General features: G+C 60.5%; 26 protein-coding genes and 1 pseudogene. 8 read left to right on the forward strand and 19 right to left on the reverse strand.

Going from position 1 to position 26,188, the window contains the following annotated elements; genetic code table 11:
- Positions 1 to 26: 26 nt before the first annotated feature.
- Together LEPTO7104_RS0116545 and LEPTO7104_RS0116550 are read right to left on the reverse strand one after the other, a co-directional pair.
- Positions 27 to 260: a type II toxin-antitoxin system HicB family antitoxin gene (locus LEPTO7104_RS0116545; RefSeq protein ID WP_017299696.1), complete on the reverse strand. Its 234-nt coding sequence runs from the start codon at positions 258 to 260 to the stop codon at positions 27 to 29.
- 48 nt (positions 261 to 308) lie between these two features.
- A complete protein-coding gene (locus LEPTO7104_RS0116550) occupies positions 309 to 1,391 on the reverse strand; it encodes a PIN/TRAM domain-containing protein (protein ID WP_017299697.1) in 1,083 nt (360 codons plus the stop codon).
- 189 nt (positions 1,392 to 1,580) lie between these two features.
- Here LEPTO7104_RS0116550 and LEPTO7104_RS0116555 point away from each other — a divergent pair, with 189 nt between their 5' ends.
- Complete coding sequence (locus LEPTO7104_RS0116555; RefSeq protein ID WP_017299698.1) at positions 1,581 to 2,720, forward strand: histidinol-phosphate transaminase; 1,140 nt, start codon at positions 1,581 to 1,583, stop codon at positions 2,718 to 2,720.
- 60 nt (positions 2,721 to 2,780) lie between these two features.
- On the opposite strand, the gene LEPTO7104_RS34180 is transcribed toward LEPTO7104_RS0116555, so the two are convergent.
- Together LEPTO7104_RS34180 and LEPTO7104_RS0116565 are read right to left on the reverse strand one after the other, a co-directional pair.
- Entirely contained in the window at positions 2,781 to 3,257 is a 477-nt protein-coding gene (locus LEPTO7104_RS34180) for a hypothetical protein (RefSeq protein WP_017299699.1), read from the reverse strand.
- 444 nt (positions 3,258 to 3,701) lie between these two features.
- Entirely contained in the window at positions 3,702 to 4,292 is a 591-nt protein-coding gene (locus LEPTO7104_RS0116565) for a GNAT family N-acetyltransferase (RefSeq protein ID WP_071527265.1), read from the reverse strand.
- Positions 4,293 to 4,484: 192 nt separating this feature from the next.
- On the opposite strand from LEPTO7104_RS0116565, the gene LEPTO7104_RS42380 reads away from it, so the two are divergent.
- Positions 4,485 to 5,444, forward strand: coding sequence for a hypothetical protein (locus LEPTO7104_RS42380; protein WP_026072778.1), 960 nt, complete (start codon positions 4,485 to 4,487; stop codon positions 5,442 to 5,444).
- A gap of 26 nt (positions 5,445 to 5,470) precedes the next feature.
- On the opposite strand, the gene LEPTO7104_RS0116575 is transcribed toward LEPTO7104_RS42380, so the two are convergent.
- Positions 5,471 to 6,283, reverse strand: coding sequence for a histidine phosphatase family protein (locus LEPTO7104_RS0116575; protein WP_017299701.1), 813 nt, complete (start codon positions 6,281 to 6,283; stop codon positions 5,471 to 5,473).
- Between the two features lie 201 nt (positions 6,284 to 6,484).
- Here LEPTO7104_RS0116575 and LEPTO7104_RS34190 point away from each other — a divergent pair, with 201 nt between their 5' ends.
- The 3 genes from LEPTO7104_RS34190 to LEPTO7104_RS0116590 all read left to right on the forward strand — a co-directional run bounded on the left by LEPTO7104_RS34190 (position 6,485) and on the right by LEPTO7104_RS0116590 (position 10,788).
- Positions 6,485 to 7,288: a cation diffusion facilitator family transporter gene (locus tag LEPTO7104_RS34190; RefSeq protein ID WP_083887080.1), complete on the forward strand. Its 804-nt coding sequence runs from the start codon at positions 6,485 to 6,487 to the stop codon at positions 7,286 to 7,288.
- A gap of 133 nt (positions 7,289 to 7,421) precedes the next feature.
- Positions 7,422 to 8,987: a D-Ala-D-Ala carboxypeptidase family metallohydrolase gene (locus LEPTO7104_RS34195; RefSeq protein WP_017299703.1), complete on the forward strand. Its 1,566-nt coding sequence runs from the start codon at positions 7,422 to 7,424 to the stop codon at positions 8,985 to 8,987.
- Positions 8,953 to 10,788, forward strand: coding sequence for an alpha/beta hydrolase (locus LEPTO7104_RS0116590; RefSeq protein ID WP_155523667.1), 1,836 nt, complete (start codon positions 8,953 to 8,955; stop codon positions 10,786 to 10,788). Before LEPTO7104_RS34195 ends, LEPTO7104_RS0116590 begins: the two co-directional genes overlap by 35 nt.
- Positions 10,789 to 10,871: 83 nt before the next feature.
- On the opposite strand, the gene LEPTO7104_RS0116595 is transcribed toward LEPTO7104_RS0116590, so the two are convergent.
- Entirely contained in the window at positions 10,872 to 11,696 is an 825-nt protein-coding gene (locus LEPTO7104_RS0116595) for an SDR family oxidoreductase (protein ID WP_017299705.1), read from the reverse strand.
- Complete coding sequence (gene rnc / locus LEPTO7104_RS0116600) at positions 11,693 to 12,376, reverse strand: ribonuclease III (RefSeq protein WP_225886998.1); 684 nt, start codon at positions 12,374 to 12,376, stop codon at positions 11,693 to 11,695. The genes LEPTO7104_RS0116595 and rnc overlap by 4 nt, the downstream gene beginning before the upstream one ends.
- A 47-nt stretch (positions 12,377 to 12,423) precedes the next feature.
- Here rnc and recF point away from each other — a divergent pair, with 47 nt between their 5' ends.
- A complete protein-coding gene (gene recF / locus LEPTO7104_RS0116605) occupies positions 12,424 to 13,554 on the forward strand; it encodes a DNA replication/repair protein RecF (protein WP_026072780.1) in 1,131 nt (376 codons plus the stop codon).
- 239 nt (positions 13,555 to 13,793) lie between these two features.
- Here the strand turns inward: recF and mutS are convergent, their stop codons facing one another.
- Complete coding sequence (mutS, locus tag LEPTO7104_RS0116610) at positions 13,794 to 16,478, reverse strand: DNA mismatch repair protein MutS (RefSeq protein WP_017299708.1); 2,685 nt, start codon at positions 16,476 to 16,478, stop codon at positions 13,794 to 13,796.
- 103 nt (positions 16,479 to 16,581) lie between these two features.
- On the opposite strand from mutS, the gene LEPTO7104_RS0116615 reads away from it, so the two are divergent.
- Positions 16,582 to 16,809 carry a hypothetical protein gene (locus LEPTO7104_RS0116615; protein ID WP_017299709.1) on the forward strand — a complete coding sequence of 76 codons (228 nt, stop codon included), beginning with the start codon at positions 16,582 to 16,584 and terminating at the stop codon, positions 16,807 to 16,809.
- A gap of 249 nt (positions 16,810 to 17,058) precedes the next feature.
- Here the strand turns inward: LEPTO7104_RS0116615 and LEPTO7104_RS0116620 are convergent, their stop codons facing one another.
- The 10 genes from LEPTO7104_RS0116620 to LEPTO7104_RS40200 all read right to left on the reverse strand — a co-directional run bounded on the left by LEPTO7104_RS0116620 (position 17,059) and on the right by LEPTO7104_RS40200 (position 24,029).
- Positions 17,059 to 17,505: a tellurite resistance TerB family protein gene (locus LEPTO7104_RS0116620; protein ID WP_196358121.1), complete on the reverse strand. Its 447-nt coding sequence runs from the start codon at positions 17,503 to 17,505 to the stop codon at positions 17,059 to 17,061.
- A gap of 218 nt (positions 17,506 to 17,723) precedes the next feature.
- A complete protein-coding gene (locus LEPTO7104_RS0116625; protein ID WP_225886999.1) occupies positions 17,724 to 18,110 on the reverse strand; it encodes a ribosomal maturation YjgA family protein in 387 nt (128 codons plus the stop codon).
- Between the two features lie 21 nt (positions 18,111 to 18,131).
- Positions 18,132 to 19,454, reverse strand: coding sequence for a DUF58 domain-containing protein (locus tag LEPTO7104_RS0116630; RefSeq protein WP_017299712.1), 1,323 nt, complete (start codon positions 19,452 to 19,454; stop codon positions 18,132 to 18,134).
- Positions 19,454 to 20,428 (reverse strand): AAA family ATPase, encoded by a 975-nt coding sequence (locus LEPTO7104_RS0116635; protein ID WP_017299713.1) that lies wholly within the window; start codon positions 20,426 to 20,428, stop codon positions 19,454 to 19,456. Before LEPTO7104_RS0116635 ends, LEPTO7104_RS0116630 begins: the two co-directional genes overlap by 1 nt.
- Positions 20,425 to 21,606 carry a DUF4350 domain-containing protein gene (locus LEPTO7104_RS0116640; protein ID WP_017299714.1) on the reverse strand — a complete coding sequence of 394 codons (1,182 nt, stop codon included), beginning with the start codon at positions 21,604 to 21,606 and terminating at the stop codon, positions 20,425 to 20,427. Before LEPTO7104_RS0116640 ends, LEPTO7104_RS0116635 begins: the two co-directional genes overlap by 4 nt.
- Complete coding sequence (locus LEPTO7104_RS0116645; protein WP_017299715.1) at positions 21,603 to 22,190, reverse strand: DUF4129 domain-containing protein; 588 nt, start codon at positions 22,188 to 22,190, stop codon at positions 21,603 to 21,605. The genes LEPTO7104_RS0116640 and LEPTO7104_RS0116645 overlap by 4 nt, the downstream gene beginning before the upstream one ends.
- A gap of 100 nt (positions 22,191 to 22,290) precedes the next feature.
- On the reverse strand, positions 22,291 to 22,617 hold the full coding sequence (locus LEPTO7104_RS0116650) for a type II toxin-antitoxin system RelE/ParE family toxin (RefSeq protein WP_026072787.1): 327 nt from the start codon (positions 22,615 to 22,617) through the stop codon (positions 22,291 to 22,293).
- The gene (locus LEPTO7104_RS37060) at positions 22,601 to 22,888 is read right to left on the reverse strand and encodes a hypothetical protein (RefSeq protein ID WP_155523668.1); all 288 of its coding nucleotides are present in this window, start codon (positions 22,886 to 22,888) and stop codon (positions 22,601 to 22,603) included. The genes LEPTO7104_RS0116650 and LEPTO7104_RS37060 overlap by 17 nt, the downstream gene beginning before the upstream one ends.
- Before the next feature lie 86 nt (positions 22,889 to 22,974).
- Entirely contained in the window at positions 22,975 to 23,715 is a 741-nt protein-coding gene (locus LEPTO7104_RS0116660; RefSeq protein ID WP_017299718.1) for a DUF4386 domain-containing protein, read from the reverse strand.
- Positions 23,716 to 23,876: 161 nt separating this feature from the next.
- Positions 23,877 to 24,029 (reverse strand): hypothetical protein, encoded by a 153-nt coding sequence (locus LEPTO7104_RS40200; protein WP_017299719.1) that lies wholly within the window; start codon positions 24,027 to 24,029, stop codon positions 23,877 to 23,879.
- A gap of 189 nt (positions 24,030 to 24,218) precedes the next feature.
- On the opposite strand from LEPTO7104_RS40200, the gene LEPTO7104_RS0116670 reads away from it, so the two are divergent.
- Positions 24,219 to 25,238, forward strand: coding sequence for an AraC family transcriptional regulator (locus tag LEPTO7104_RS0116670; protein WP_017299720.1), 1,020 nt, complete (start codon positions 24,219 to 24,221; stop codon positions 25,236 to 25,238).
- A 567-nt stretch (positions 25,239 to 25,805) separates the two neighbouring features.
- On the opposite strand, the pseudogene LEPTO7104_RS34205 reads toward LEPTO7104_RS0116670, so the two are convergent.
- Positions 25,806 to 26,188 (reverse strand): annotated as a pseudogene (locus LEPTO7104_RS34205) (ISKra4 family transposase); the annotation flags it as partial.

The following is a 26,188-nucleotide window of genomic DNA, read 5'->3' on the forward strand; positions in this document are numbered from 1 at the left end:
TTCCAATTCTTAATGCTGGCACTGCACTAGGCATAGATCGGCTGCAACTCAAAAGTGACCAGAATGTGGGGATGAGACACTAAGCCAAACTCTGCGGGATCTTCCCCTTCTAAATGTAGAGAAACAGCTTCCTGGAGGTTATCGACAACCTCGCCCAGCGTTTCTCCTTGGGTGACTACAGAGATTTCCAAACACTCTGCAATGTAACCACTTTGTTCTCCGGGGCGAATAAACGATTTAATCGTTTGTTGAAGCTGCATCGTCATTCTCTTCAAGAAAATAATTTCGACGGCCTACTTATCTAACACTCACGACGCCACCATTGATGTTTTAGGCCGGGCAAAGATCATGCGCCCGGCGGAGGTTTGCAGCGAACCCGTTACCACTACTTCTAGTTCTTCGCCAATGTAGTCGCGGCCCTCTTCGACCACCACCATGGTGCCGTCGTTGAGGTAGCCCACGCCCTGGGAGGGTTCTTTGCCTTCCTTAAGAATTTTCAGGTCGATGTCGTCGCCGGGCAGGTAGGCGGGGCGAATGGCCTGGGCCAGGTCGTTGATGTTTAGCACCTCAACGTCTTGGAAGCTGGCGACTTTGTTGAGGTTGTAGTCGTTGGTGAGCAGCATGGCGTTGAGTTCCTGGGCCAGCTTCACCAGCTTTGCATCCACCGTGGGAATGTCGTCGTAGTCGACGGAGTTGATCAGCAGCCGATTGGGATAGGCTTCACGAATGCGATTGAGCACATCTAGACCCCGACGACCGCGATCGCGCTTTTGGTCATTCGACGCATCGGCCACCTGCTGGAGCTCTTGCAGCACAAACTGGGGCACCAGCAGCTGACCCTCCAGAAACCCCGTAGCCATCAGCCCTTCTATGCGGCCATCAATGATGCAGCTGGTGTCGAGCACCTTGGTTTTGCTGGGCTTGAGGGTGCCCTCGGCGACCAGGGTTGACTCCAGCGTGCTGGGGCTGATCAGGCGCAGCAGCGATCGCCCGTGGGTATCGGCCAGATTCATGCCCGACACCGCAAACAGCACGCTGCCCAACACCGCCGTCATCGGCTTAATAAAGCCAAATTCTGCCGGAATCGGCAGCAGGAACAGCGGGGCCAGCATCAGGTTGGCGATCAGCAGACCCAGGACCAGGCCCACGGCGCGGGTGAGAATGCGATCGGGGGGGAGTTCTTTGACCTGGCGCTCCAGGCGGCGGTAGCTGGTCTGGGTGACCAAGCCTAAGCCAGTGCCAATCAGCCCGCCAAACACCGCCGTGACCGACCCCAGCGCCTCAATATTCGTGACCTGCTGCAAAATCGGTTCGGGCAGCAGGTCAATGCTATAGAACCCGATGCCCGCCCCAGCAAAGATGAATGAAAATACGATGAGTGCGTCTAGCATGGTGATCTGCGGTTCGGGCCTTGATTTTGCAGCGGCTAGAGGCTAAGCCCTTAGCCCCTTTTAGTGTACTCCGCCAGCTTAAAAGCAGCTGGGGAAGCCAATCTGGCAAAAGTATACCGCTAATGCCCGTCCTCCTAACCGTTCCACGGGCTCTGCAATAATGGTGGGGTTACTGCACTTGCGTTCTCCATGTCTTTGCCCTTTTTGCGATCGGCGGTGGTCCAGCTGGCGGCCTATGCCCCCCATATTGAGTCCGCAGAGGATCCATCCCCCGCTCAGCTGGCCCTAAGTTTGGATAGGCTTGACACCAACGAGTGCCCCTACGACCTGCCTGAGGCCCTGAAAGAGAAGCTGGCCTGGCTGCTGCACCACGACATTGCCGCTAACCGCTACCCCGACGGCGGCCATGGGGCACTAAAGGCTGCGATCGCCCAGTACGTAACCGAGACTGCCTCCGCTGAAGCCAGCTTCAGCGCTGCCCACATCTCCGTCGGCAATGGCTCTGACGAGCTGATTCGCTCACTGCTGATTGCCACCTGCATCGGCGGCGAAGGCGCGGTACTGGTGGCCGATCCCACCTTCTCGATGTACGGCATTCTGGCCCGCACCCTGGGCATTCCCGTGGTGGCGGTGGGCCGCAGCGAAGACACCTTCGAGGTGGATCTGGCGGCGGCCCAGCAGGCGATCGATCGCCCCCAGGGTCTGCCAGTGCGAGTGGTGTTTATGGTGCACCCCAACTCCCCCACCGGCAACGCCCTCACTGCCGCCGAGATCGCCTGGCTGGAGCAGTTACCCCCCGAAATTCTGGTGGTCGTGGACGAAGCCTATTTTGAGTTCAGCCAGCAAACTACCGTGGATGCTGTACTTAAGCGCCCCAACTGGGTGGTGATGCGAACCTTTTCTAAAGCATTTCGGCTGGCGGCCTACCGGGTGGGCTACGCCGTCGCCAATCCAGGCCTGACCCAGGCCCTGGAGAAGGTGCGCCTGCCCTACAACCTGCCCAGCCTTACCCAGGCGGCGGCGCAGCTGGCGCTGGCCCACCGTCAGGAGTTGCTGGCGGTGGTGCCCGAAATTCAACAGCAGCGGCGGGAACTGGCGGCGGCGATCGCCCGCCATACGCCCCTGCGCCTTTGGCCCAGCGCCGCCAACTTTCTCTACGGACGGCCCCCCACTCCGCCGGGTCAGCCGTTGAAGGCAGAGCTAGAGCGCTGGTTCAACCATCTGCGGGCACAGGGAACGCTGGTGCGCCACACGGGCGGCGGCTTGAGAATCACCGTGGGCACCCCGGCGGAAAATCAGCGCACCCTGGCCCACCTCCAGCAGGTTTAAGAGGGAGCCACCCGAGGGCTGAGCCTGCGGGTGTCGCCCGGCAGCTGAGCGCAGTCGAAGCTACACCAAAGCCCTGGCCCGCCGTACGGTGTAGGGCAGCACTCCCACCAGGAGGGCAAAGGCTTCATCGGGGACTTGATCGACCATATTCTGGTCAAAATAGCTCTTAAACTGCTCCAGAATGAGCTGGGCGCGATCGATGGGTACGGGCTTGTCGGTAAAGTTTTGGGTCAGCCGCACCCACTGCAGGCGAATTTTGAGCGCTTTTTGCTGAGCTCCAGCGGAGTCGGGAGAAATGAGCGACAGACTGCCCAGGGGAATGACCGAGCGGCAGTCGGCGTCAAGACCGCCGCCAACGGCAGCCCCAGGACCGGCAAACTCGGTGTAGAACTCTTTGTGGATAATCAGCCCGTTACGGCGGCGGCTGTTGACCACCCAGAGTTCACCGCCTCGAATCCTGGCCAGAATGTCATCATCCTCTGACAGCAGCAGGTTAGATTCAAAAAACGGGTTGGACAGGCGGCTTACTGAATTCACAATGGGGGGCCGGGCGGGCTTGGATGCGTCAAACAGACCAGGGGAACGTAGGGAGTTTCCCGATCCTGGCCCTGAACTATTCGGCTCAAAATTAGAGATCATCCCCGCCACATCATAGCGACAACGGCTTAGTTAGCCCCGACCTGCACTAACTCCCCAGGCTATGGACCACCTGATGGATCACAGAGCCTTCAGGTACTTATTCTAGAGTAAACGCCGAGTCGCCCCTCGCAGAAGTATTTAGCTGTGCTGAAGGAGGGATAAATTTCTACCGCTATAGTTTGAGGTTTGTGTGAAGTCACCCGGTTCGTGCCGGACTAGGGGCTGTCATCAATTAATCGCCAATAGTCTAAGAATCAGCGGTTACAGTCCCTAGCCTGTTTTTTGGGTCGGGCGTGGCAATGCCTATGGGATAAGGATCGTAGCCAGAATTGATGACACGCCCTAGGGCCAGGGGGCGGGCGGCGTGAGGGGCTTGTGCAGCAGCAGCCGACGGGCCTGTAGCCCGATCCAGGAGGCTGGGGTATCTTCGGTCTGACATACTTTGAATCCAGCTTTGCGGTAGAGCGCCTGGGCGGCCACATTATCTTCCATGACGTGGAGGCGCAGCTCGTAGATGTGCCACTGGCGCGCCAGTTGCTCACAGGACTGTAGCAGCGCAGTGGCTATGCCCTGCCGCCGAAAACCCTCTGCTACGGCTAAGTTGGAAACGTACACGTGGCGATCGCCCTGCCAGGGCCAGGGCTGGCGAAGAGAGGCTTCTACGGTGCCCGCGATCGCGGGGCGCTCGGTCGGGGGCACCGCCATCAGGCAGGCATACCGGGGAGACTGAGCCTTGAGCCGCTGCTTCAGATCTTCCTGGATGCCAAAACGGATAAAGGGATATACCCAGTATCGCCAGCCTGAACAGTCGTAAAAGCTGTTGGTGAGGACATCGGTTAAGCGCTCGATGTCCTGGAGCTGGGCGGAGCGAATCAGCGGTTGGGCGGCGGCCATGGTTGGCAAAGGCGATGAATCGGAGTCGATTTGTACCATAGGTTCCAGCAGCCCCCGCAAAATAATACACGGCGTTGGCGTCCGCGCAGCCCGTTGGCGCATTCAGCCCGGACGTGATGACAATCGCCTGTGCAGTCAATATACCCCCCTGTCACCAGTCAGCGAGTAGGATCGAAAAGTTGGTTTGGCCCCACCCCCCTACGCCATCACTCCCCCAGCCACCTCCCAACTATGGCTACCTCCCCTTTCCTGATCACCTTTGCCCACCACCGCGACCCAAGACTTCTGTGGCCCGCAGCGGCGGCGGCATCGGTTGTCGTTCACGGGGTGGCCCTGGTCATGGTGCGGACCCTGGCGATTCAAACGCCGAACCTGCCGGAGGGAGAAATGGCTCCCCTGCCTATTCAGATGGTGACCCTTCCCCCCGACCTGCCGGCCCCCGGTGAGCAAAATACCAGCGTGGCGGCCCCGCCCAGCGATCTGGCGGCGGAAGATGGAGCCGCGATCGCCGAGTCGCCGACCCCTGTGACCGCCCAAACCCCGCCTGACTCCGTAGCGCCTGACAGTCCTGCCCCCATCAGCCCGCCCCTGGAACCATTCACGGCCCCGGCTCCGCCTCCTGTGGTGAATAGTCCGCCAGTGGTGCCAGTACCAGCACCGCAGCCAAAGCCAGTGGCCCCCCTGCCTCCGACCGTGGCCCCGGCTCCGCCCCGCCCCGCCGCCCCTGCCGCCCCTGCTCCCGCCGTTGAAGCTCCACCCTCGCCTGCGGTAGCGCCAGCGCCAGCACCGCCGCCTGCGGCCTCCGCTCCCGAGGGGGCAGGGGGAGCGGGGGGGCAGGTGGTCCCCGTGGGCATTCGCCTGAACCCCAGCGGCAGGGATATTCCTGAAACGGCACCTCAACTGCTGGGCGCCACGGCTATTGATGTGCAGCCCCTGGCCTCGGGCTGCGGCTTTGCCAACCTGGATGCCCTGCTGACGGGGATGGTGGCGACTTCGGTGCAGCTACAGATTCGCGTGGAGCCCAGCGGCGAAATTTCCCAGGTCAGGTCGTTGCAGGGCACCGGCAGCGGTGCGGTGGACGATTTGGTCAGCTGCGTGGTCAGGCAGCGGCTGCGGCTACAGCCTGCCACCTCGGCGGGGGTTCCCCAGCTGACCGACGCATTTATTCTGGATGCCCGGATTCAGTTTTGAGCCATGGGGCTTGAGGCCTCAGGGTTTCAAGCCTCGGATTTGAGCCAGTGGTCGCAGTCGTTAAAGCGTTTGATTTGCCACAGCTCGGTGTTGAGGCGGTTGGGGCCGGTCTGGGGCCAGCGATCGCGGTCGAGCCAAAACTCAAACCGGGCGGAGTTGGCCATCGGCAAACCCCAGGCGCGATCGCAGCCCAGCAGCCCAGCGATCATCTGCTGCAACATCCAGTGGTGGCTGATGACGAGCACGCGATCGCCATTGCCGTGCCGATCGAGCAGATGGTTGACGGCGGCGCGCGCCCTGGCCTGCCCCTGCTCTAGGGTTTCGGCCCCAGGGATGGGCTGCCAGTCGAGGCTGGTTTCTAGCTGCTCGCAGAGGTCGGGGTGGCGATCGCGGGCCTCCGCCCAGGTGAGGCCCGTAAAAATACCCGCATCGTATTCTTTGAGATCGTCGCGCAGGGTCACCGCCACGGTCCGCCCGCCGATCGCCACAGTGGGGCCAGGCGCAGGGGCCCCATCGGGCAGTTCCGCCAGCGGCTCGGGGCAGGCCGGGTCGGCCAGTCCCCTGAGCAGCCAGGCCAGGGTGGCCGTGGCGCGCCTCAGCGGACTGCAATAGATGTGGGTGGGGTACCAGTCTGCCGCCGCCAAATGCCGCCCCAGCCGCAGCGACTGCCGCGCCCCCAGGGGAGTCAGCCCGGTAGAGCTAACGCCCTCCATGCGGCCTTCGCCATTGCCCACCGACTGACCGTGGCGCACCAGAAGCAATTTGAGCACGGCCATAGGCCCTCGGCTGAAGCGATCGCTGGGTTGATTGTAGGCGTCAGCGGCACGGCGGGCATACATTGCGCGGGCGGGGGCGGGCCAGTTGAGGGGCCAGTCAATGGCAAAACTGTCTGCCGCGCGGGCCAGGGCCAGCGAAACATGCCAGAATGCGTAGGCAAATTCTCGCTATAGCTGTAGCCAGTCTGGTTAAGACAAGTCTCCTATGAACGCTCAAACGCTCAAACGTTCACAGGGTTTCTGGATGCCCTAACCAACGTGACGATGGCTATATCCTCTGTCCCCGGCCCTCTGTCGCCCATGCCACCGACCGTTCACCCTGTCCAACCTCTGCCCTGCCCCTGTAGCCTAGATGCCGTCGATCGCCAGCGGCTGGGGCTATTCCTCGTCCTGGTGCTGGGGTTTGCCGGGGTGGAGCTGCTGGTGGGCAGCCAGAGCCACAGCCTGGCCCTACAGTCTGACGCCGGGCATATGCTGGTCGATGGCAGCGCGATCGCCCTGGCACTGTCCGCCAGCTGGCTAACGCGGTTAACCTCGGCTCGCTCCCGAGCGGGGCAGCCTTCTCCGGAGGCGATCGCGGCCCTGATCAACGGCCTCGGGCTGCTGGCCATGGCGGGGCTGATCTGCCTAGAAGCCTGGCAGCACTTGAATGCGCCTACTACGGCCCTGGCCAGCGGACCGATGGTCAGCACGGCTCTGGTAGGGTTAGGCATCAACGGGTTTGGAGTTTGGCTCCTGCACAGCCGGGGCAATATCTCGCTGAACCGCCAGGGAGCTTTTTTGCACGTGGCCGCCGACCTGGCCAGCTCGATTGGCGTGATTGTGGGAGCACTTTGTATGGCCTTGTTTCACTGGGTCTGGGTCGATGGAGCGATGAGTTTGGCGATCGCGCTCCTGATCGCCAGCAGCGTCCTGCCCCTGATCTACCAGAGCTGGCGGCAAATTACCTGCCCCATTCCGGCCTCCTCCCCTCCCCCCGACCTCGCCAGCGCGGGCTGGCTAGAAACCGGGCGCACCGATTTGAGCCTCCTGGTCGGAGCGCCCCGCCATCAATCGCCCCCCGATTGACAACCGGCGGGTAACAAACCTGGAGGATTGGGCCACAAAACTGCACCATATCGCCCATTCGATTCTAATATTCATAGCTAGGTGGCCATCTCTGCATGGGCCAGCACTGCACTGTGTCTACGGGAGTCAAACCATGGGTACATGGGTCAAGGAAACCGATGAAGCTTTTTACCTGATGCAGGGAAACCAGTGGATCTCCCGCATTCAAAAGCGACCCTCCTCTGGCAATCCGAAGGAGCAGGTGCTAAACGTCGAGGGCATGCGGGACTGGTTTTTGCGGGCCGACGCCCCCCTGGCTATGACCGTATCGGTGGGGGCGGGCGGGCCGGAGCCGGAGCAGATTGGCAGCGGCTCCTCGGGCGGCGGAACCCCACCCGAGGGAGAAACTCCTCCCCCCGAGGGCGGCGGTGGCACCGATCCCACCGATCCTGAAGAGCCAGATCCAGGAAGTGAACCGGATCCTGAACCCGTCAAGAGCATGAGCCTGCGGGTTAAGAGCACCACCTACTTTAAGCTTCAGCCCAAACTGGCCAGCCAGCTCCCCGATGCCGAGAAGGTGCTGGTCACCAACGGCACCACCTTTGACATTCAGTACTACATCGACGTGGGCTTAAACCACTGGAAGGTGCAGCTGCTTGATCCTACCCTGGGCGACAAAACCAACCGCACCTGGTATGTCTATACCCCAGATATCGACGTACTGACAGGCATTCGGCTGCGGGTGATCAGCGATACCCTCTTTAAAACCGAGCCTAAAATATCGTCGCAGCTGAGCGAAGCCCAAAAGGTATTTGTCAAAAACGGCACCCAGCTCAACCTGCTGGCCTTTAAACCCGCCGCAGGCGACCACTATGAGGTCGAACTCGCCGACGCCATTGTGGGAGCTGAAGTTAACACCAAATGGTACGTCTACAGCCCCGACACCAAGGTAGACGGCAACCGTCAAACCCTTGAAATAAACGGCGACACCATTTTCAAATCGCGCCCCGTGCAGTCGAGCCAGCTCGCGGACGCCGAAAAAGTGCTGGTGAAAAAGGGCTCGGTATTTTTGCTGAACTCCTACGCCCAGCCCGAGAACAACCACGTGCGGGTGGCTCTACAGGGGGCTTTTCTAGGTCCCCAAAACCTCACCTCCTGGTATGCCTACGTGCCCGACATCCAGATTTCTGGCACGGAAATTGGCAACCACCCCGGTGATCAGGGTACAGGCCAGCCGGGCAACCCAGCCGACCGAGGCATCGCGCTGAGCTTTCCTGGCTTTACGGGCACCTACTATTCCAACGATCCCATTCAGCCCAAAAACCGCTACGGGGTGCGGGGCAACTTTACCTGGGGTGAAGCCCTGCATGTCAACCGCTCCACCGGGGCCTACCGTAGGCCCGCCAACGCGGGGGTGATCTACGGCGTTTTGCGCGTGGCCGATGTGATGGAGGAAATTCGCAAAATGTATGGCGATAAACCCCTTCAGATCAACTCCTGGTACCGCGATCCGGCCACCAACGCGGCGGTGGGGGGTGCCTCCATGTCTCGCCACCTCTCGGGTGATGCGGTGGACTTTGTGGTGCCGGGGGTGCGGTGCTCTGATGTCTATGCCAGGCTGGATGGCTGGTGGGGCAGTCGGGGGGGGTTGGCCAGTTCGTCGGTATTTACCCACATTGATGTGCGTGGCTACAAAGCTCGCTGGAGCTACGGCTACTAAATTCACGGCCCTACGCCAAAATTTGCGTGGCCTGGGGTGGGCGAGAGCTTGCCGGGCTGCTCTGCGGTTTTTGGCCCTGCTCGCGCTGGGCCTGGGGCTAACTCTGGGGGCAGGACCAGGCTTAGGCCAGGTGGTTTTGCCGCCTCCCGGCACCGATCTCACCCCTAATTTGGCCGACTTTCCGCTGGTGCGAACCTACGATCTGGGCGGCAGCCACCTGGAGCAGGTGGGGGTGGAGGCGGCCTTGGCGGCGATGCCGCTGTCGCTGACCGGGGCGATCGCGCTGCCCCCCGGCCATTCCCCCGTGCCCTGGGTCGTGGTACTGCACGGTCGCCACGCCGGGTGCCACTTTCAACCCGATGCCACCAGCCAGTGGCCCTGCGCCCCAGAACCTCGCTTTGATTTGGGCTTTGCCTACCTGGCGCAGGCGCTAGCTGAGGCTGGCTACGGTGTGCTCATTCCCGACTTGAATGCGGCCTTCAGTGAGACCTACGGGGCTACTGCCGACAACCGTAACGAGCTAGCCGACCAGCGCAGCGGCCAAATTATCGATGCCCACATGAGCCGTCTGGCCCAGGCCGATCGCGGTGATGACCCTGGCTTTGGGCTGCCCTTGGCGGGGCGGGTTGATTTGGGGCGGCTGGCCATGGTGGGCCACTCCATGGGGGGCGGCGCAGCGGCGCTGAACGCTCTTCAGCGACTTAACGTAGACTCGGCTGCATCGCTTCAGGCCAAAATTGCGGAGGGGCTCGGCCCGATCGCGGCTCTGGTGCTAGTTGGCCCCACCCGCAGCTACCCGATCGCCCAGCGGCCCGATGCCTACCAGCTGCCGGATGTGCCGACAGCGGTAATCGCGGGCGGGTGCGATCGCGACATTTTTGACCTCAGCAGCCTCTACTACGCGGAAACCGCTCGGGCGCAGCCCCGCACCAGTCCTGTGGTCGCTATGCTGCTGCCGGGGGCCAACCACAACTATTTCAGCGCCGCCGTCACCGAAGATGACTACTACCGCAGACCCAACAATGCGCCGCTGTGCAACCCGCAGCGATCGCGCGATCGCCTGTCGCGGGTGGCTCAAGAGACATTTCTGGCCCAGTACACCACAGCCTTCTTGCAAACGGTCTGGGCCTTTCCAGGGGATGATGTCGCCTTAGCCAGGGTGGGGCTGGCGAGCGATCGGGCGGCTCCGGCGGCACTGTGGGGACAGGCGGTGCTGACAACGCTGGTATCGCCTACTGCCCAGCGTCGCACTATCTTTGATGCCAAGGAGGCCCCCACCGCCACGCTGACCGCTGGGCTGGAGGCAGCATTCTGCCAGGCACTGTCGGATTGCCATGGCCCAGAACCGGCCTTGGGCCATGGCACCCCGCGACCCTACCCCCACTTTCCAGACCTGCTGAGCCTGGGGTGGACTACCCTCCCGCAGCAGCTGCAAGTGCCGCTGGAGAGCCTCGACGTCGGCGACTTTACCAGCCTGGCGCTGCGCCTGGCCCCCGATCCATCCTGGCTGATGCCTCAGGGACAGCCAGCGTTTGCGGTGGTGTTGCGCGATCGCCAGGGAGGTGCCGCACGAGTCGAAATTCCGCCCACCGTGCCCGCACTGCGGCAGTTTGAGCCTGATCCTACCCAAGGTGCCACGGCCCCCGTTTACCCGAGCGATCTCCGCATTCCCCTGGGCCAGTTTTATGGGGTAGACCTGACCGCGTTGAGCAGCGTGGAGCTAGTGTTTGACCAAGCGCCCCAGGGTCAACTCTACCTGGCCAGCATGGAGTTTGTGGGGAGGAGTGATTTTGGATTTTAGATGGGCGATTTTGGATTTGGTGCAGTTCCAACGTGACAGCTTTTAGCTGCAACCGCCTCACCCTCGCAAATCCAAAATTCTCCCTAGGTGCCTTCAAAGCTTGGATGCCGAAACCCATAGCCCGCCGCCTTGAGCTTTTGGTTCGACACCCGCACGTTGTAGGGCCGCGCGCTGGGCTGAGACGGGTCCCACGTAACAGGGTCGAGCTGGTTGGCGGTACAGACGCGATCGATTAGCTCGCGCACGGTGGGGATTTCGTCCTGCACCAGGTTGTAGAGGCCGCTGAGGGCGTGGGTTTGGGCGAATGCGATCGCCCCCACAATGTCCTCTAAGTGCACCCAGTTGCTGGCCTCGTGCCCAGCGCCGGGGCGGGTCTGCCCGGCGGCGCGGCTGTAGATTTTGGCCAGTTCTCGCCCCGGGCCGTAGATGCCGCCGAGGCGAAAGATGCAGACGTTTCGCTCCGGCGTAGCAGCTTGCAGGAGCGTTTTTTCTGTCGCCTCCATCGTGCGCCCGTTGTCGGTGGCAGGTTTGGCGGGGTCGTCTTCGCGCACCCAGGCCCCCTCGTAGTTGCCGTAGACCGAGTAGGTGCTGGTAAAGATGATTTGCTTCAGGCCAGGAGCCTGCTCTAAGGATTTCACCACGGTTTTGGCCGTGTTTAAGTAAACCTCTTCGTAGTTGGCCTGCCGACCGGCCCCCACGCAAATCAGCAGGGTGTCTTGGTCTTGCAGCAGGGCGGCAATTCCCTCGGCATCGGAGCCATTGACGACCTGAACCGCTGCCGCAACCTGGCGTAAGTCGTCCACGCGATCGGGGCTGGTCGTTGTGGCCGTAACGCTGATGCCCTGGCTGCTCCAGAGCTGAGCCACAGCTTTACCGACATATCCACAGCCCAAAATTGCCGCATTCATGGGTTTAACCTCCTGAGAGCTTCTAGAGCTGCGTTTCTGCGGGCTTCTTTCTTGCTGCGTCCCTGGCCGATGCCGTAGCTGGTTTCGCCCACTACCACCTCAACGGTAAATTCCTTGGCGTGGCCGGGGCCAGTATCGCCCCGGTCTCTGTATTCTGGGGATTGAGGGCCCAGGTGGGCATGGACGTACTCCTGAAATTCGCTCACCGGGTCGATGGCTGGCAGGTCTAGGACACGATCGACCAGCGGGTCAAAGATCGATTCAACGTAGCTTAAAGCCGCTGCAATACCAGCATCGAGTCGGTAAGCCCCAATCACCGCTTCAAACATATCGGCCTGGACGCTGGGGTTGTGGCGTTCGTGCTGCGCCCCAGCTCCCAATTGCATTTGGGCCGGAATGCCGAGTGCTACAGCCAGCTCAGCTAGATGCGCCCCATCCACCAGCTGGTCAGCCCGCTGCGACATTTTCCCTTCCGACATCTTGGGATAGCGGGCAAACAGCAGATCGCGCACTACAAACTCTAGAATGCTATCGCCCAAGAACTCCAGCCGCTCGTAGTCAGGGCCATCGCCAGGATGCTCGTTGGCGTAGCTGCTGTGGGTAAGCGCCTGCCGCAGCAGTGCCAGATTTTGAAATTTCGGTAGCTCCATAGTTCTGTGGCTGGCGGATGAGCGAGGCATCGGTGCCGTCCTGTATCCTAAACCAAGTCAAGCCCCGACTCGCGCCCTTGTACCTCACCCACCTATCGCTCCGGCACTTTCGCAACTATGGCGAGCAGCAGATTGATTTTGCCGCTGCCAAGACGATTTTGGTGGGCGAAAATGCCCAGGGTAAGTCAAACCTGCTGGAGGCGGTGGAGCTGCTGGCGACGCTGAAGTCGCACCGCACCAGTCGCGATCGCGACCTCGTCCAGCAAGACCAGCCCGCTGCGCAAATTAGCGCTTCGGTTCGCAGAGATTTAGGCGTGGCCGATCTCTCCCTGGTGCTGCGCCAGGCGGGGCGGCGCACGGCCATTCTCAACGGCGAAAAGCTGCGGCGGCAGCTCGATTTTTTGGGTGCCCTCAACGCGGTGCAGTTCTCTAGCCTCGATCTCGACCTGGTGCGGGGCGGGCCGGGGGAGCGGCGCACCTGGCTCGACACGCTGCTGGTGCAGCTAGAGCCGGTCTATGCTCACATTCTCGGTCAGTACAACCAGGTGCTGAAGCAGCGCAACGCCCTGATTAAGCAATCCTACGGCGACGACGAAGGGGAAGCTGAGCCCCCTGATGCCACCGAATTTGCCCTGTGGGATGCCCAACTGGCGGCCCTGGGGACGCGGGTGATTCGGCGGCGGGCCAGGGCGATCGCGCGGCTGGCCCCGATTGCCCGCCAGTGGCACCAGGCGATCAGCGGCCAGCGCGAAGACCTGCGCATTCACTACCAGCCCAACGTGCCGATGGAGGAAGATGACCCCCAGGTGATTCAGGCCAGCTTTTTGGAGAAGATCAAGCTGCGGGCGATCGCTGAACAGCACCAGCGCACCAGCCTGGTTGGCCCCCACCGCGACGACATCGAGTTTGCCATTAACGACACCCCCAGCCGCCAGTACGGTTCCCAGGGGCAGCAGCGCACCCTGGTGCTGGCCCTCAAGCTGGCAGAACTGCACCTGATCGATGAGGTGATCGGCGAACCGCCTCTGCTGCTGCTCGATGACGTGCTGGCAGAATTAGACCTGAATCGCCAAAACCAGCTCCTGGAAGCAATTCAAGACCGCTTTCAAACTATTATCACCACCACCCACCTGGGTGCCTTTGGCAGCCAGTGGATGACCTCATCGCAAATTTTAACGGTTAAGGCTGGCCGCATTGAAGATAGCTAAGCCTGGTGGACTGACACAGCTTTGGCAAACATTGATATGCCTTAGGCTGGGTGGCGCAGCAGCAGAACCCAGCAGGCCCCAGACGATCGGCTAGGGACGGGTTCCACTTCGTTTCACCCAACCTGCGGTGGCAATGTGTCAGGCCGTCAGGCTGAAAGCACGCTGAGAATGCAAGCATCTAGACATTTCTCAAGTCGTCACCACAACAAGCCTCAATCGTGTGGATTTAACCTGGAGAATCACATCTTGCCAAATAGATCCATCTGTTCTGCAGGGTCATAGGCACCTGGCAACTCTTTCCCTCGGCGCCTAGGTTTGCTGGGCTTCGGCATTTCTCCCCGCAGCCCCACGGCGATCGTGCTGTTGCGTTCGATCTCGCGCATGACGTCGCGGGCGCGCTGAATGACCGAGGTGGGTAGCCCTGCCAGCCGCCCCGCTTCGATGCCGTAGGATTTATCGGCTCCGCCGGGCTGTACCTGGTGCAAAAAGATAATCTGGTCGGGCATCTCTTTGACCGTGACCTGGTAGTTGGCCACATTGGGAATCAGCGCCGCCAGCTCGTTTAGCTCGTGGTAGTGGGTAGCGAAGATGGTGCGAGCCTGAATCTCCACGGCCAGGTGCTCGGCCACGGCCCAGGCGATGGAGAGGCCGTCGAAGGTGGCGGTGCCCCGGCCAATTTCATCCAGCAGCACCAGGGACCGGGGCGTGGCGTGGTTGAGAATGTTGGCGGTTTCGTTCATCTCGACCATGAAGGTGGATTGGCCCGTGGCCAGGTCGTCCACCGCGCCGACGCGGGTGAAGATGCGATCGCACACCCCCAGCCGCGCCTCCCTGGCGGGCACAAAGCTGCCCATCTGCGCCATCAGCTGGATCAGCCCCACCTGGCGCAGGTAGCAGCTCTTGCCGCTGGCGTTGGGGCCAGTGAGAATGATCAGGTCCTGGGGATGGGCGAAATCCCTGTCTGCGGGAATTGCGCCCATAAAGCTGGAGTTGGGCACGAAGAATCCAGCGGGGAGCAGCTGCTCGACCACGGGGTGGCGGCCCTCGGTGACGGCGATCGCCCGACTCTCATCCATCTCGGGGCAGCAGTAGCCCTGGAAAATGGCCACCTCCGCCAGGCCGCAGAGCACATCGGCGGCGGCAACGGCGGCGGCGACCTTGCGAATCAGCTCCACCTGCTGGCCCACCTGATCCCTGAGCTGGTTAAAGATCTCGTACTCCAGGGCGTTAATTTCAGCCTCGATATTGAACACTCTGGCCTCCCGCTCCTTGAGTTCGGGGGTGATGTAGCGCTCTTCGTTGGTGAGAGTTTGCTTGCGGATGTAGTCGTCGGGAGCCTGGTCGGCGCGGGCGCGGGAGATGCTGATGTAGTAGCCAAAGGCTTTGTTAAAGCCCACTTTGAGGGTGGAAATGCCGGTGCGCTTGCGTTCGGCGGGCTCCAGCTCGGCAATCCACTTCTGGTCATCCACCGCCTGCTGGCGCAGGTTGTCGAGCTGGGCGTTGACCCCATCGCGAATCAGGTGGCCCTCGGTGAGGTAGAGGGGCGGGGTTTCCACTAGGTGCGATCGCAGCGTTTGCCCCAGCTGCTCCAGCTCTGGCGGCACGTACTGAAGCGCTTGCAGGTAGGGTGACTTTGCCTGTTCAGCTAAGGCTGCCAGCTCGGGCAGCCGCAAAAATGATTCGGCTAGTGCAACCAGATCGCGGGCGTTGGCGGTGCCTGACCCAGCCCGACCCGCCAGCCGCTCCAGGTCGTAGATCTGCTTCAGCTTGTGCTGGAGCATCTGCCGCAGGTTGCCGTCCTGCAGCAGTTCGGTGATGGTAGCCTGTCGCGACTGGATGCCTTTGACATCCAGCAGCGGTTGCAGCAGCCAGCGGCGCAGGGTGCGCCCGCCCATGGCCGTTACGGTGCGATCGAGCGCCCAGAGCAGCGAGCCATTGTAGGTGCCATCCCGCTGGGTCTGGGTAATCTCCAGGTTGCGGCGGGTCTGGTGGTCGATCACCAGGTAGGCAGCCAGGGTGTAGGTGCAGAGGGGCTGGAGCGGAGCCTGGACGGTCTTTTGGGTTTCTTCAACATAGTGCAGCAGGCCGCCCGCCGCCCGCACCGCCAGGGGCAGATGGTCGCAGCCCAGGCCTTCCAGCGACCTGAGCCGAAACCGCTGGAGCAGCCGCTGCCGGGCCTCGCTCTGGCTGTAGGGCCCCTGGGGCCGCAGCGTGTAGCAAAACTGGCGCGGCAGACAGTCAGGCAGCTGGTCTGATGTATCTCCCGGCCTCAGCATGGCACCCAGACTGGGCGCATCTACCGGAAACAGCACCTCGGCGGGCTGAAGCCGCAGCAGTTCCTGGCTGAGCTGATCGAGATCTTCCCCCTGGGTGGTGAGAAACTCCCCGGTGGACACGTCTGCGTAGGCGAGACCCCAGTGGTGCCCCGCCACCACCACCGAGGCCAAGAAATTGTTCTGGCTGGCGCTCAGCATCCCCTCTTCGATTACCGTGCCGGGGGTGATTACGCGGGTGACTTCGCGCTTGACCAGGCCCTGGGCCAGGGCGGGGTCTTCCACCTGGTCGCAGATGGCGATCGCAAAGCCCTTTTCCACCAGCAGCGTGCAGTAGCGATCGAGGGCGTGGTGGGGAATGCCCGCCAGGGGCACCCGGCCAATTGCCTTGCCCGCGTCTTTGCTGGTCAGCACCAGTTCTAGCTCGCGGGCGATCGCGATCGCATCCTGAAAAAACGTCTCAAAAAAATCCCCTACCCGATACAGCACCAGGGCATGGGGGTACTGCTCCTTCATCTCCACGTAGTGACGCATCATCGGCGTCAGGTCGTCCCAGTTGACGGCGTGGTGGTCGGCGTAGCGCACCGTATGTTTGGCCAGTCGCTCAGGAATGGGGGGTGGGCTATCGGCAGAGGGAGTTGAACCGGGCATAGAGAAATGTGTCAGATGTTACGCACCGTTAAGCTTCGTTGCATGACCCACGACGGGTACAGGGCCTATGTTAACTTCGATATCGTTGCACATCTTCCAACTGTTGAATACTAACGAGGTTGTTCCCGTGGCCCTGTCAGATCAGCTAGCTCCAGCGCTATCCGAAACCCGCGAAGACTTCTCTGAGTACGTTGCCCATTTGCAGCTTCACATGGCCCTCCAGGCCCGCAACCTGGTGCCGTCCCTCAGCAATACCGGCGACAGCCGCCATAACCTGCTGCATCAAACCCAGGCCGATATCGAAAAATTGGTATCGCGCCAGGGGTTTTAGAGTTGCTTTAAACTCTGAGATTTAGACTCTGAGATTGAGCTTCAGACAGTATTGTCACCAATATCGAATTAGCCCTGCTGGGAAAACTCCTCAGCAGGGCTAATTTTTGCGGCAGTGCAGCGAGAAAGGGTTTTTAACGACTCACAGTAATTTAAGCTGAGCGCTTTAGCCAGTTGCGGCAACCAGCGGAGATGAGAAGTCGGGATGGTAAGGCATTCATTCAGCGAAATACTCTACAGCGTGAACGCTTTACTCTTCCTCATCCTCGTCGTCCTCGTCCTCGTCCTCTTCTTCCTCAGATTCTTCCTCAGAAAAGAGTTCACTGACAATTTCGTCGGCTCGGTCTACGGATATTCTGAGCGCCTGGCGCAAATCATCGATAAACTCTTGCTCGTCTTCGGGCACTTCACCGTCGGCAACCAGGACAACCAGGGCAACAATGAATGCGGCCTCTTCTATGCCTTCATCTCGAATCGTATCTATGGCCTGGGCAACAACGGCTTCTACCCCCGATTCATTGATGAGATTGCCAATTTCAGTACCTAGGGCGGCAAAGTCCTCCTCTGTGTATTCCGAATATAGATCGATACTGCTGACCATTTCACCCAGCGCATAGGCCTCTGCATCGCTAGATACATCGCCATCGGCAAACGCTGAGAATAGACCAATCATGGCGATCGCTAGCTCAGGGCTCAAGGCAACTTGAGCCCCTCCACCGCGCGGCAACTTGCGTTTAGGCATATGTCTCCAATTTGTGATTGAAAGTGTGTCTGCCCCCGACCGTTTTGCAGTTCAATCAGGTTCGCCCTCAGCATTCCCGGTGGCGGGGATGGTTGCACAGGCTGGTTTGATTTTGGGAAATTTTGGGGAGATAATTACGTTGAGTAACAGGTTTCCGGCTGTCGCCAAGAGACCTATCCCCTGGGGACCGCAAAACGATGTTCGACAATGAGCACCACGGCGGCCCCGATCGCGTAGGCCAAAATATCTTTCCAGTCAAAGGTGGTTCCAATCACGGTGGCAAAAAAACGGTTGCCTTCCAGCCCTAGCCTGTCGATAAGGTTGAGATATTGCAGCCCTTCAATTAGACAGGCAAAGACAAAAACGAGTAAGACCGCAGCGGTTGAGCGAATTTGCCAAAATGCTCTCACAAAGCAATAGATCAAAATAACTACCAGAATATCGCCGACAAAGGGGCGAACAATGCGATCGCCCAGAAAAACCGCGATCAATGTTTCGACAAGAAATAGCGAAATTGCCAGATAGAAGTACTTGGCATTAAATCGGATCATCCGAGTCATAGTCTTAAGATGCACTAAATCCTACAGCTTGCCCTGGCTTTTGATGCGCAGATAGCTCTCGACTAGCGGGTCTGAAATCTGGTGGGCAGGGGCATCGAGCACCAGCACACCGCGCCGTTTGAGGCGGGCAAAGGCGGCTTCGCGCTGGCTGAGCAAATCTAGCGCTACGGCCCGCTGGTAGGCGGCATCGACCTGGGCCGTGGGCTGGTGGGCCTGGCGATCGATCGCCGGATCCCGCAGGGTGATGCAAAAGGGCAGGTGGCGGGGGCGCAGGCGGGCCAGGGCCGAGAGCAGTTCGGCGCTGGCGGTTTCATCCACAAGGTCGGTGATGATCACCACCAGCGAGCGGCGGTGCTGCTGCTGGGCGGCGTGGGTGGCGGCGGCCAGGTAGTCCGACTCTTCCAGCACCGGCTCAATCGGGGTGAGGCGCTCGAGCATCTGCTGAAAGTTGGCCCGCCCGCCCTTGGGGGGCATCCAAGTGTGCAGGGTGCGATCGAAGACGCCCAACCCGACGCGATCGCCCCGGCTCACCCCCGCCAACGCCAGCGACAGGGCCGCATTCATGCCCCAGTCGAAACGGGTGAGCCCCTGCACCTGGGCGGTCATCAGCCGACCGCGATCGAGCAGAATCAGCAGGGTTTGCTCCCGCTCCGGCTCCAGTACCCTCACCAGGGGCTGGCCCAGGCGAGCGGTGGCTTTCCAATCCACAAAGCGGAGGTCGTCGCCGGTACCGTACTCGCGCAGCTCGGCAAACTCGGTGCCCACGCCCATGCGCCGCTTTTGCTTCAGGGTGCCGGTGGCTTGCAGGGCCAGCTTGACCGAAAGCTGGTTGAGGCCGATCAGGTCGGGATAGACCGCCACGGTTTCGGCAGCGGGTACGGTCCAGTCGGCCCAGGCCAGGCCCAGGGGGCTGCGCTGCTGAATTTGCAGATCGCCCCAGGCATAGTCTCCCCGCTGCTTGGGGTTGACGGTGAAGGTGATGGTTTCGGTTTCCTGGCCAGTCAGAGTAACCTCCAGCGGCATGGGGGTGCCTTCGAATCCAACGGGATAGTTGTCGTAGAGACGCAGGTAAACGGCAGCAGAAGACTCCCCGTGGAGCGAAATGGGGTTGTCGCGGCCAATGGAGAGGCGGTGCAGGGGATCTCGTTTAATGCTTGCGCGGCGAGATTTGACCCGCAGGCCATCCCAGACCATCACGGCCAGGACGCCACCATCGAACAGCAGCAGCGCCAAAACGGCGACGGCGAGACGGTTGGGCGAGCCAAAAAAGTTGGTCAGCAGGGTGGCGACAACTCCGCCCGCCAGCAGCAGCCCGTAGGTTTTTCGGGTGGGGACGATCGCCATTAGCGGGGCACCGCGACGCTGTCGAGAACGGACTGGATGACGCGATCGCACCTCAACCCATCCAGCTGCGCCTCGGCTCCCAAAATCAATCGGTGGCGCAGCAGCGGCATGGCCACGGCCTTGACGTTGTCGGGGGTGACAAACTCCTGTCCATTCAGCCAGGCGTGGGCCTTGCTCGCCGCCAGCCACTGCACCGTCGAGCGCGGCGAGGTGCCCAATTCCAGGTCAGGATGCTGACGGGTCTTGTGGGCCAGGGCCAGCAGGTAGTCGAGGATGGACTCCTGCACGGTCAGGGCTTTGACGGCCTGGCGGGCGGCCAGGATGTGTTTGGCGGCGGCGATCGGCTTGAGCTGGCCAATATCTAGCCGCTTGGCCTCAAACCCGGCCTGGGCGTTGAGCAGCATCTGCTTTTCTGCTGCCGGGGCCGGGTAGCTGACGACTAGCTTGAATAGGAAGCGATCGAGCTGGGCCTCGGGCAGCGGGTAGGTGCCCTCAAACTCCAGCGGATTCTGCGTTGCCACCACCCAAAATAAATCCGGCAGCGGGTGGCTGGTGCCGTCGAGGGTGACCTGCTGTTCTTCCATCGCCTCCAGCAGGGCCGACTGGGTTTTGGGCGGGGTGCGGTTGATCTCGTCCGCTAAGAGAACCTGGGTAAACACCGGCCCTTTTTTGAGCGTGAAGGTGCGGCTGGTGAGATCAAAGACGTTGGTGCCCGAAATATCCGACGGCAGAATGTCGGGCGTCAGCTGAATTCTGGAAAAGTCGGCCTGGATCAGCCGCGAAAGCGCGCGCACTAGCAGGGTTTTGCCGGTGCCGGGCACCCCTTCAAGGATCACGTGACCTCCCGCTAACAGGGCCACCAAAAGCTCCTGTACCAGAGGTTCCTGGCCCACCACGACGCCGCTGAGGGTATTGCCGATGCGCGCTACGGCGGCCTGTAGATCACTTTGTTGATTACTCTGGCGCTCAGTCATGCCCGCTCGGTGTCTCCTGTGGCGTTGCTGGTGTAATGAAGGGATTGTACCCGCTTAAGCCAGTCGCGTAGCTGGCTTTCGCTTTTCGGGATCGGGGGATGCAGCGTCGCCTCCAGGTCGGTGGCGGAACGGGTGGGCTGCTCATTCCACGCCGCTTGCAGCTGCTCTATGGGCACAGGGGTATGCCCCAGCCCCAGCGCTTTTTGCAGCTGAATACGCTCGGCCTGGCTCAGGGTTTGCACTACAAAGTCGTGGCTACCCGCCTTGTGCAGCACCCCGGCCAAAGCTTGGATGTAGGCCCGGCTGTTGTCTATTTTGGGAGACTGTAAGGTAAGCCGCTGGCCCAGCCTGCGGTTGAGGGCCAGCACCGCGATCAGCGTGACCACCAGCGCCTGCACGAAGAGAATTAATAGGGGCGTGCGGGCCAGGTAGCTGAGCCAGCTGTCGCTGCCGATTTCAGCGGCGATCGCCTCCTCGTCCCGATACCCGTGCAGGTACTCATCAATCCAAACCCGCCCGCCTGAGCCTGCTACCAGATCCGTCAGCAGGGCAAAATTACCCGATTGGTTCTGGTAGGCGTTGGCGGCCAGGTGGGGCGTTGCCGACACCACAAACTGCCCCGAGGCAAAGGCCTGCTGCCAGACCACTGCCCCATAGTCATCCGCTAAAACCACCGCCTGGTCAGAACTGGGCTGGTAGCGGCGGCGGGTATCGATCTGCACCGGGCCAGCCTCACTGGGCAGGGTTTGCGAAAAGGGAGCCGCCGTGGCTGGCGTCTTGACCCCCAGCACCACCAGATGATGGCCTGCCTCAATCCACTGGGGCATCCAGGGCAGCAGGGCGGCAAGATTTTGCTGATCGATGAACCCTGGCAACACGGCCACCAGGGTTTCTGCGCCAGCGGGGGCGTTTTGAATCAGGGTGACGGTGGTGCCATCGGGCTTACCCAGCTGTTTGAGCAAGTCTTCTACCGGGCGTTGCCAGCGCTGCACCGTCACGCCCTGTTGCTCTAACGATTCGTACCAGGCGCTATAGCCTGCCGGGCCGCGGTGCCAGGTGGAGCCGCTTTCGAGATGGCTGGTGGCGGGGGCGCTGAAGATCGTCAGCCCCAGCAGCAGGGCCAGGGCCAGCAAACCGGCGATTAAGTTGCGGCGGCTGAGGGGCAGCGATCGCGTCACGACTGGGCGATCTCCTGGTAGGCGCGGCGGCAGCGCTGATAGGTTTCCTCGGTCGCCAGGGCGTTGCCGTAGGTAATCCGCTCGTGGGTGCGGATCAGCAGCTCGTAGGGGCGGCTGGGGTGGGCGGCGATGCAGTCCAGGTATTCGCCATCGGTGCGGCTGGGCCGGTAGAGCACGGTTTCGGTGTCGTTGAGCCGGGCCAGCCCCGCCATGTAGAGGGCTTTGCAGGCAGCGGCGTAGTCGCCCTGCTGGGCCAGCCGCTGGGCCTCGCGCCACCAAAATGCCGCCTGCCTCAACGCCTCCTGAGAGGGAAGGTTTGCTTTGGAGGCTGCGGGGTTTGGCTGCCGCCGGTTCAGGTAGGCGGTGATGCCCCGATACAGCAGCCAGCCGATCCACAGGGCCAGAGATGCGATCGCAACCCAAAACAGCCCCCGCGCCACGGGTTCCAACCAGGGCCAGCGGGGAAGTTCAGGCGCATTCACATCGACCTTAGAAAACTGGTACTCAAACCATTCCCCCAGGTTTTGCCATCCCTGGCGCAGCTGCCAGGCCAGAGAGTTTGCGCGGTGGGGGAGGTCAGCCATGTAGAGAATCAGCCAAAGCTGGCCCCATTATGGCTCAGGAATAGGCTCGTCTAACCTATCTGGCTTGGGCTTGAATATTGCAGAACAGATTTGTCTGACGTTAACTGTCTTTGCGCGCGATCGCCCGCTCATAGGCCGGGTCATGCTCAGCAAAGCTCAAAACCACTACTCGCCTGGGGGCCGGAGAATCATAGATGCGGTAAACCAGACGATAGGCAACGCCGTTCCAGTCAATTTCCAATGCCCGGTAGCCGCTTAATTCTCCCTTCAGTTTGTGATTCGGTACTGCGCGGCTTTTAACAGGATCTAGAGAAAGCACCTGTTGATATCTAGAAAGATCTCTCCGGAGCGATAAAGGTAAATCTAAAACATCTTGCTGCGTTACTTCTTGGTGCAACTGCACCACATACCTAATCTTGGTACCCACGGGCTTTTAGCCAATGATTGAGAGCCTCTTCATCTACTTCTTCGCCTTCGTCAATCACCGTCACCCACTGGGTCGGGTCGTCAAGGTCTTTGATGCGCTCCACAGCCCGCGCCTCGGCAGATCGTTTGTCCAGGGGTTGAGCTTCATCCCCACGGTGCTTCCAGGCCAGGTAGTCGACAAAATCGCGAATGGTATGCAGCTCTGCTTCGGACAGGGTTTTGAGCTGCTGGGTAATCTGTTCGACTAGGGGAATCAGGGTGGTGTTGTCCATGGCCATGGGGATGGAGCGGTTGGGCCTATTGTGACATTTTCGAGCATAGCGTAGGGGCGGGAGCTGAGTTGTCCCGCGTTGATGCTCTACGCCACAGGGGCGATCGCGCCCTTGGCCAGCCGTCGCTGGGGCACCCGCACCAGGGAGACGCCCACCACCAGCAGCCAAATTTCCCACAGAATAAACCCGATCGGCGTGGTCTCAATCACCGGCAGAGTGGGGATTACGGTGGCCAGCAGTTCGCTCTGGCCCAGCAATAGCAGCGGGGCAGTCAGCAGCCCGAACCAGCCCAGCCACGGTTTGAACAGGGGCGATCGCACCATCGCCATGCCCAGACCCAGCGTCCAGCCCACCAGCAAAAGCTGCCCCAGCTGTTCGCCGATTACCACGCCGCCGTACTGGTGCACCACCTGGTAGGCCACGGCCACCGCCGCCCGGGTTGCCTCATCGGTGGCTGGATTGGTTTGCAATTGAGCCAAAATGGGTACGACAAAGACCCAGCGCATGAGGCCCACGGCCTGAAGCAGTCCCGACAGCGCCCCCATCGCCGTGGCGGCTGCCAGGTAGGGCGTACTGGGGCGATCGACCACCCGGTGCAGCAGCAGACTGGCCGGAACCAGCAGCAGCGCCGCCAGCCCAAACCAAAACCAGGTGAGAATCAGCGCTGCGCCCCCAGCCTGAAACTGGGTCAGCACGTAGTCCACCGGTTCACGCAAAATATCGTCGTACTCAAAGGTCTGAATTAAGCGAATGTAGGGAATGTTCGACATCACCACCAGCGCGATCAAAAAAATGCCGGTGGTGCGCACAAGCTGTAAGCGGCTCATAGCTGGAGTTCCTTTAGTGAGTAGAGGGAAAGGGAGCAGAGAGAAATTTCTTGGTTTAGTAGACTGCGGCGTAAGCTTGCTGACTCTTGCCAATTGCAAGGAGCCGGGGGGCCAGGGAGACAGGGGAGCTGAAATGATGGCTTGATTTCTGCCTGGCCGTGCTAGCGCCGTAGCGCCTGCTGTAGCTGGCTGATTTCTGTCTGGATCAACCCCGGTCCCAGGCTGGGATGGGGTGCGGTATCGGCCACAAGAACGGTGAAGATCACGGCAATGACTAAGCGATTGATGCGAACAGAGCGAAGGAGTTGTGCCATAGGAACGCTGGGGCAAGTTTGCAATCTGTCGGCCTTACTAACCGGCCCGACCAGGCTCGTTTGCCGGTGTAATCTAACGGTAAGGTCGAGGGGCAGCGGGCCAATTGACCCACCGCGCCACAAAGTTGACCCACTGCGCCAGCCTTTCAGACGGCCAACTGACCCAACCCCCAGCAGGAGCGTCCGCTTATGCCAGAGGCGAAGTTCTCCGTGGCGATCGCGCGGGATATTGCCCAGTACGTGACGGCCCAGGGCGGCGACATGGATGGCCTTTGCCGGGCGGCGGGGATCGATCGCGCCTGGCTGGCCGACCCAGACCGGCAGATCGCCGGGGATTGTCTCAAAGCCCTGTGGCGAGAAGCCGTGGCCCAAACCCATGACCCCGATCTGGGCCTGCACCTGGGCGAAGCCTTTGACCTGGCGGCGATCGGCATCGTCGGCTACGTGCTGCTAAATTGCCAAACCTACGGTCAGGCCCTCGAAAAGCTGGCCCGCTACACCCACCTGTTCAGCCAGGGGGTGGCTATTTCCCACCGTGTTACCAACGGCTGGGTGCAATGCGACTGTGCGGTGCTGGGGGATGTGCAAAACTACCTGCTCGACGAACCCCGACACCCGATCGAAAGCACCTTTTCGGCCTTGCTGACCGCCACCCAGCAGCTCACGGGCCAGCCCCTAAAGCTCTACGGCGTCTGGTTTCAGCACCCGCAGCCAGGGAACGTGGCCGAGCACGATCGCATTTTTCAAACCCCGGTGCAGTTTGCCCAGCCCATCAACCGGCTGGCGTTTCCGGCCAGCTGTCTGGACTGGCCCGTGAAGTCGGCCAACGCCAGCCTGCTGGCGGTGTTTGAACAGCACGCCACCGCCCTGCTGTCGGCTCAAAATCAGGGCTACGCCCAAAAGGTCGGTCAGACCATCAGCCAGAATTTGCAGGGAGATGTGCCCAGCCTGGAGGCGATCGCCCACGCTCTGGCGATTAGCCCCCGCCAGCTCCAGCGCGAGCTAAAAAACGAAAACACCTCCTACCAACGGCTGGTGGATGACACCCGCCGCGAGCTGGCCCTGCGGCACCTGCAAGATCCTGAGGTCTCTATTCACGATATGGCCTTTCTATTGGGCTTTTCGGAACCCAGCGCCTTTCACCGCGCCTTCAAGCGCTGGACTGGGCAAACGCCGCGTCACTATCGGCTAGGGCAATCCTTCGACTAGATGACACCATTGATCGACAATATCTGGAATGTTTTAGCCTAGCCAGTATCAATTACATTTCTAGGTAGGATATGTATAAAAACACACACCTTGTGACACCCTGTCAACTTATTTTTAGTTGAAAAACTTTTTTGTGCTAGATTTGGGGCTAGAGATTTTCATATTGATAAACCTCTTAAAAAATTATGGCAAAGAAACTCTGACAATATTCTGGACAGTCTTTGAGAGTCAACGGTTAAATGCAGGCTTTAGCCACCTTCTACAGTGGCCTAGTCAACAAGAAATCGAAGGTCTCAGCGTTTACTCAGAAAATCATCTGAGTCATTGTTCTGAGAGGTCAAGCAAAATGCAAAAAAGTTTACCCACATTCTAGATCGATTGGGTGTGCTGCTAGAAAGAAAATAGAAATGAAGCAAGTAATTATTAAAACTTTAGAAGCGATTCTATTCGAAGTCCTTGAAGCTAACCCCGAAATTAGTATCTCAAACAGGGTAAGCGCAAGAAAAATAGGTCTGTGACATGCTAGGGGCATGCTATCACTGCGACCCTTAGCGAGTCGGGAGTGCGTCATACTTTGAGCGGAGAAAATAAATCAAGGCGGCCGCTGAGATAGGCGCAGCGCAGGGCCAGGATTTGGGGCACTCGCTCAGGCTTCCATCGTGCCCCGGTAATCTGCACCCGTTCATCGATCTGCTTAATCCAAGACTCAACGGGGCCAGAGCCAATGGGCAGTCCCTCCATCTGGTAATACCGATAATTGGGAACCCGACTGCGATGGGTTTGCAAATACGTCTGAAAGCGCCGTGAGGGGCCTGTTTTAACCGGGGCGAATAGGGCAATCGTTTTATCAACTTGCCCCTCCCACAATAGGGATTCAGCGTCCTGCAAGCGTTTCAACGACCCACCGACCTTGTGCAAATTCTCAGTCAAGTGATACCAATCCAAGATTT

It is taken from the genome of Nodosilinea nodulosa PCC 7104 (genome assembly GCF_000309385.1).
GTDB lineage: Bacteria > Cyanobacteriota > Cyanobacteriia > Phormidesmidales > Phormidesmidaceae > Nodosilinea > Nodosilinea nodulosa.

What these genes read in the sequence shown, in the direction of transcription:
- LEPTO7104_RS0116545 (WP_017299696.1), bottom strand. Translation starts at nt 260, where the DNA reads ATGCAGCTTCAACAAACGATTAAATCGTTTATTCGCCCCGGAGAACAA.
- LEPTO7104_RS0116550 (WP_017299697.1), bottom strand. Translation starts at nt 1,391, where the DNA reads ATGCTAGACGCACTCATCGTATTTTCATTCATCTTTGCTGGGGCGGGC.
- LEPTO7104_RS0116555 (WP_017299698.1), top strand. Translation starts at nt 1,581, where the DNA reads ATGTCTTTGCCCTTTTTGCGATCGGCGGTGGTCCAGCTGGCGGCCTAT.
- LEPTO7104_RS0116565 (WP_071527265.1), bottom strand. Translation starts at nt 4,292, where the DNA reads ATGGTACAAATCGACTCCGATTCATCGCCTTTGCCAACCATGGCCGCC.
- LEPTO7104_RS42380 (WP_026072778.1), top strand. Translation starts at nt 4,485, where the DNA reads ATGGCTACCTCCCCTTTCCTGATCACCTTTGCCCACCACCGCGACCCA.
- LEPTO7104_RS0116575 (WP_017299701.1), bottom strand. Translation starts at nt 6,283, where the DNA reads ATGTATGCCCGCCGTGCCGCTGACGCCTACAATCAACCCAGCGATCGC.
- LEPTO7104_RS34190 (WP_083887080.1), top strand. Translation starts at nt 6,485, where the DNA reads ATGGCTATATCCTCTGTCCCCGGCCCTCTGTCGCCCATGCCACCGACC.
- LEPTO7104_RS34195 (WP_017299703.1), top strand. Translation starts at nt 7,422, where the DNA reads ATGGGTACATGGGTCAAGGAAACCGATGAAGCTTTTTACCTGATGCAG.
- LEPTO7104_RS0116595 (WP_017299705.1), bottom strand. Translation starts at nt 11,696, where the DNA reads ATGAATGCGGCAATTTTGGGCTGTGGATATGTCGGTAAAGCTGTGGCT.
- rnc (WP_225886998.1), bottom strand. Translation starts at nt 12,376, where the DNA reads ATGCCTCGCTCATCCGCCAGCCACAGAACTATGGAGCTACCGAAATTT.
- mutS (WP_017299708.1), bottom strand. Translation starts at nt 16,478, where the DNA reads ATGCCCGGTTCAACTCCCTCTGCCGATAGCCCACCCCCCATTCCTGAG.
- LEPTO7104_RS0116625 (WP_225886999.1), bottom strand. Translation starts at nt 18,110, where the DNA reads ATGACTCGGATGATCCGATTTAATGCCAAGTACTTCTATCTGGCAATT.
- LEPTO7104_RS0116630 (WP_017299712.1), bottom strand. Translation starts at nt 19,454, where the DNA reads ATGGCGATCGTCCCCACCCGAAAAACCTACGGGCTGCTGCTGGCGGGC.
- LEPTO7104_RS0116635 (WP_017299713.1), bottom strand. Translation starts at nt 20,428, where the DNA reads ATGACTGAGCGCCAGAGTAATCAACAAAGTGATCTACAGGCCGCCGTA.
- LEPTO7104_RS0116645 (WP_017299715.1), bottom strand. Translation starts at nt 22,190, where the DNA reads ATGGCTGACCTCCCCCACCGCGCAAACTCTCTGGCCTGGCAGCTGCGC.
- LEPTO7104_RS37060 (WP_155523668.1), bottom strand. Translation starts at nt 22,888, where the DNA reads ATGGACAACACCACCCTGATTCCCCTAGTCGAACAGATTACCCAGCAG.
- LEPTO7104_RS0116660 (WP_017299718.1), bottom strand. Translation starts at nt 23,715, where the DNA reads ATGAGCCGCTTACAGCTTGTGCGCACCACCGGCATTTTTTTGATCGCG.
- LEPTO7104_RS40200 (WP_017299719.1), bottom strand. Translation starts at nt 24,029, where the DNA reads ATGGCACAACTCCTTCGCTCTGTTCGCATCAATCGCTTAGTCATTGCC.
- LEPTO7104_RS0116670 (WP_017299720.1), top strand. Translation starts at nt 24,219, where the DNA reads ATGCCAGAGGCGAAGTTCTCCGTGGCGATCGCGCGGGATATTGCCCAG.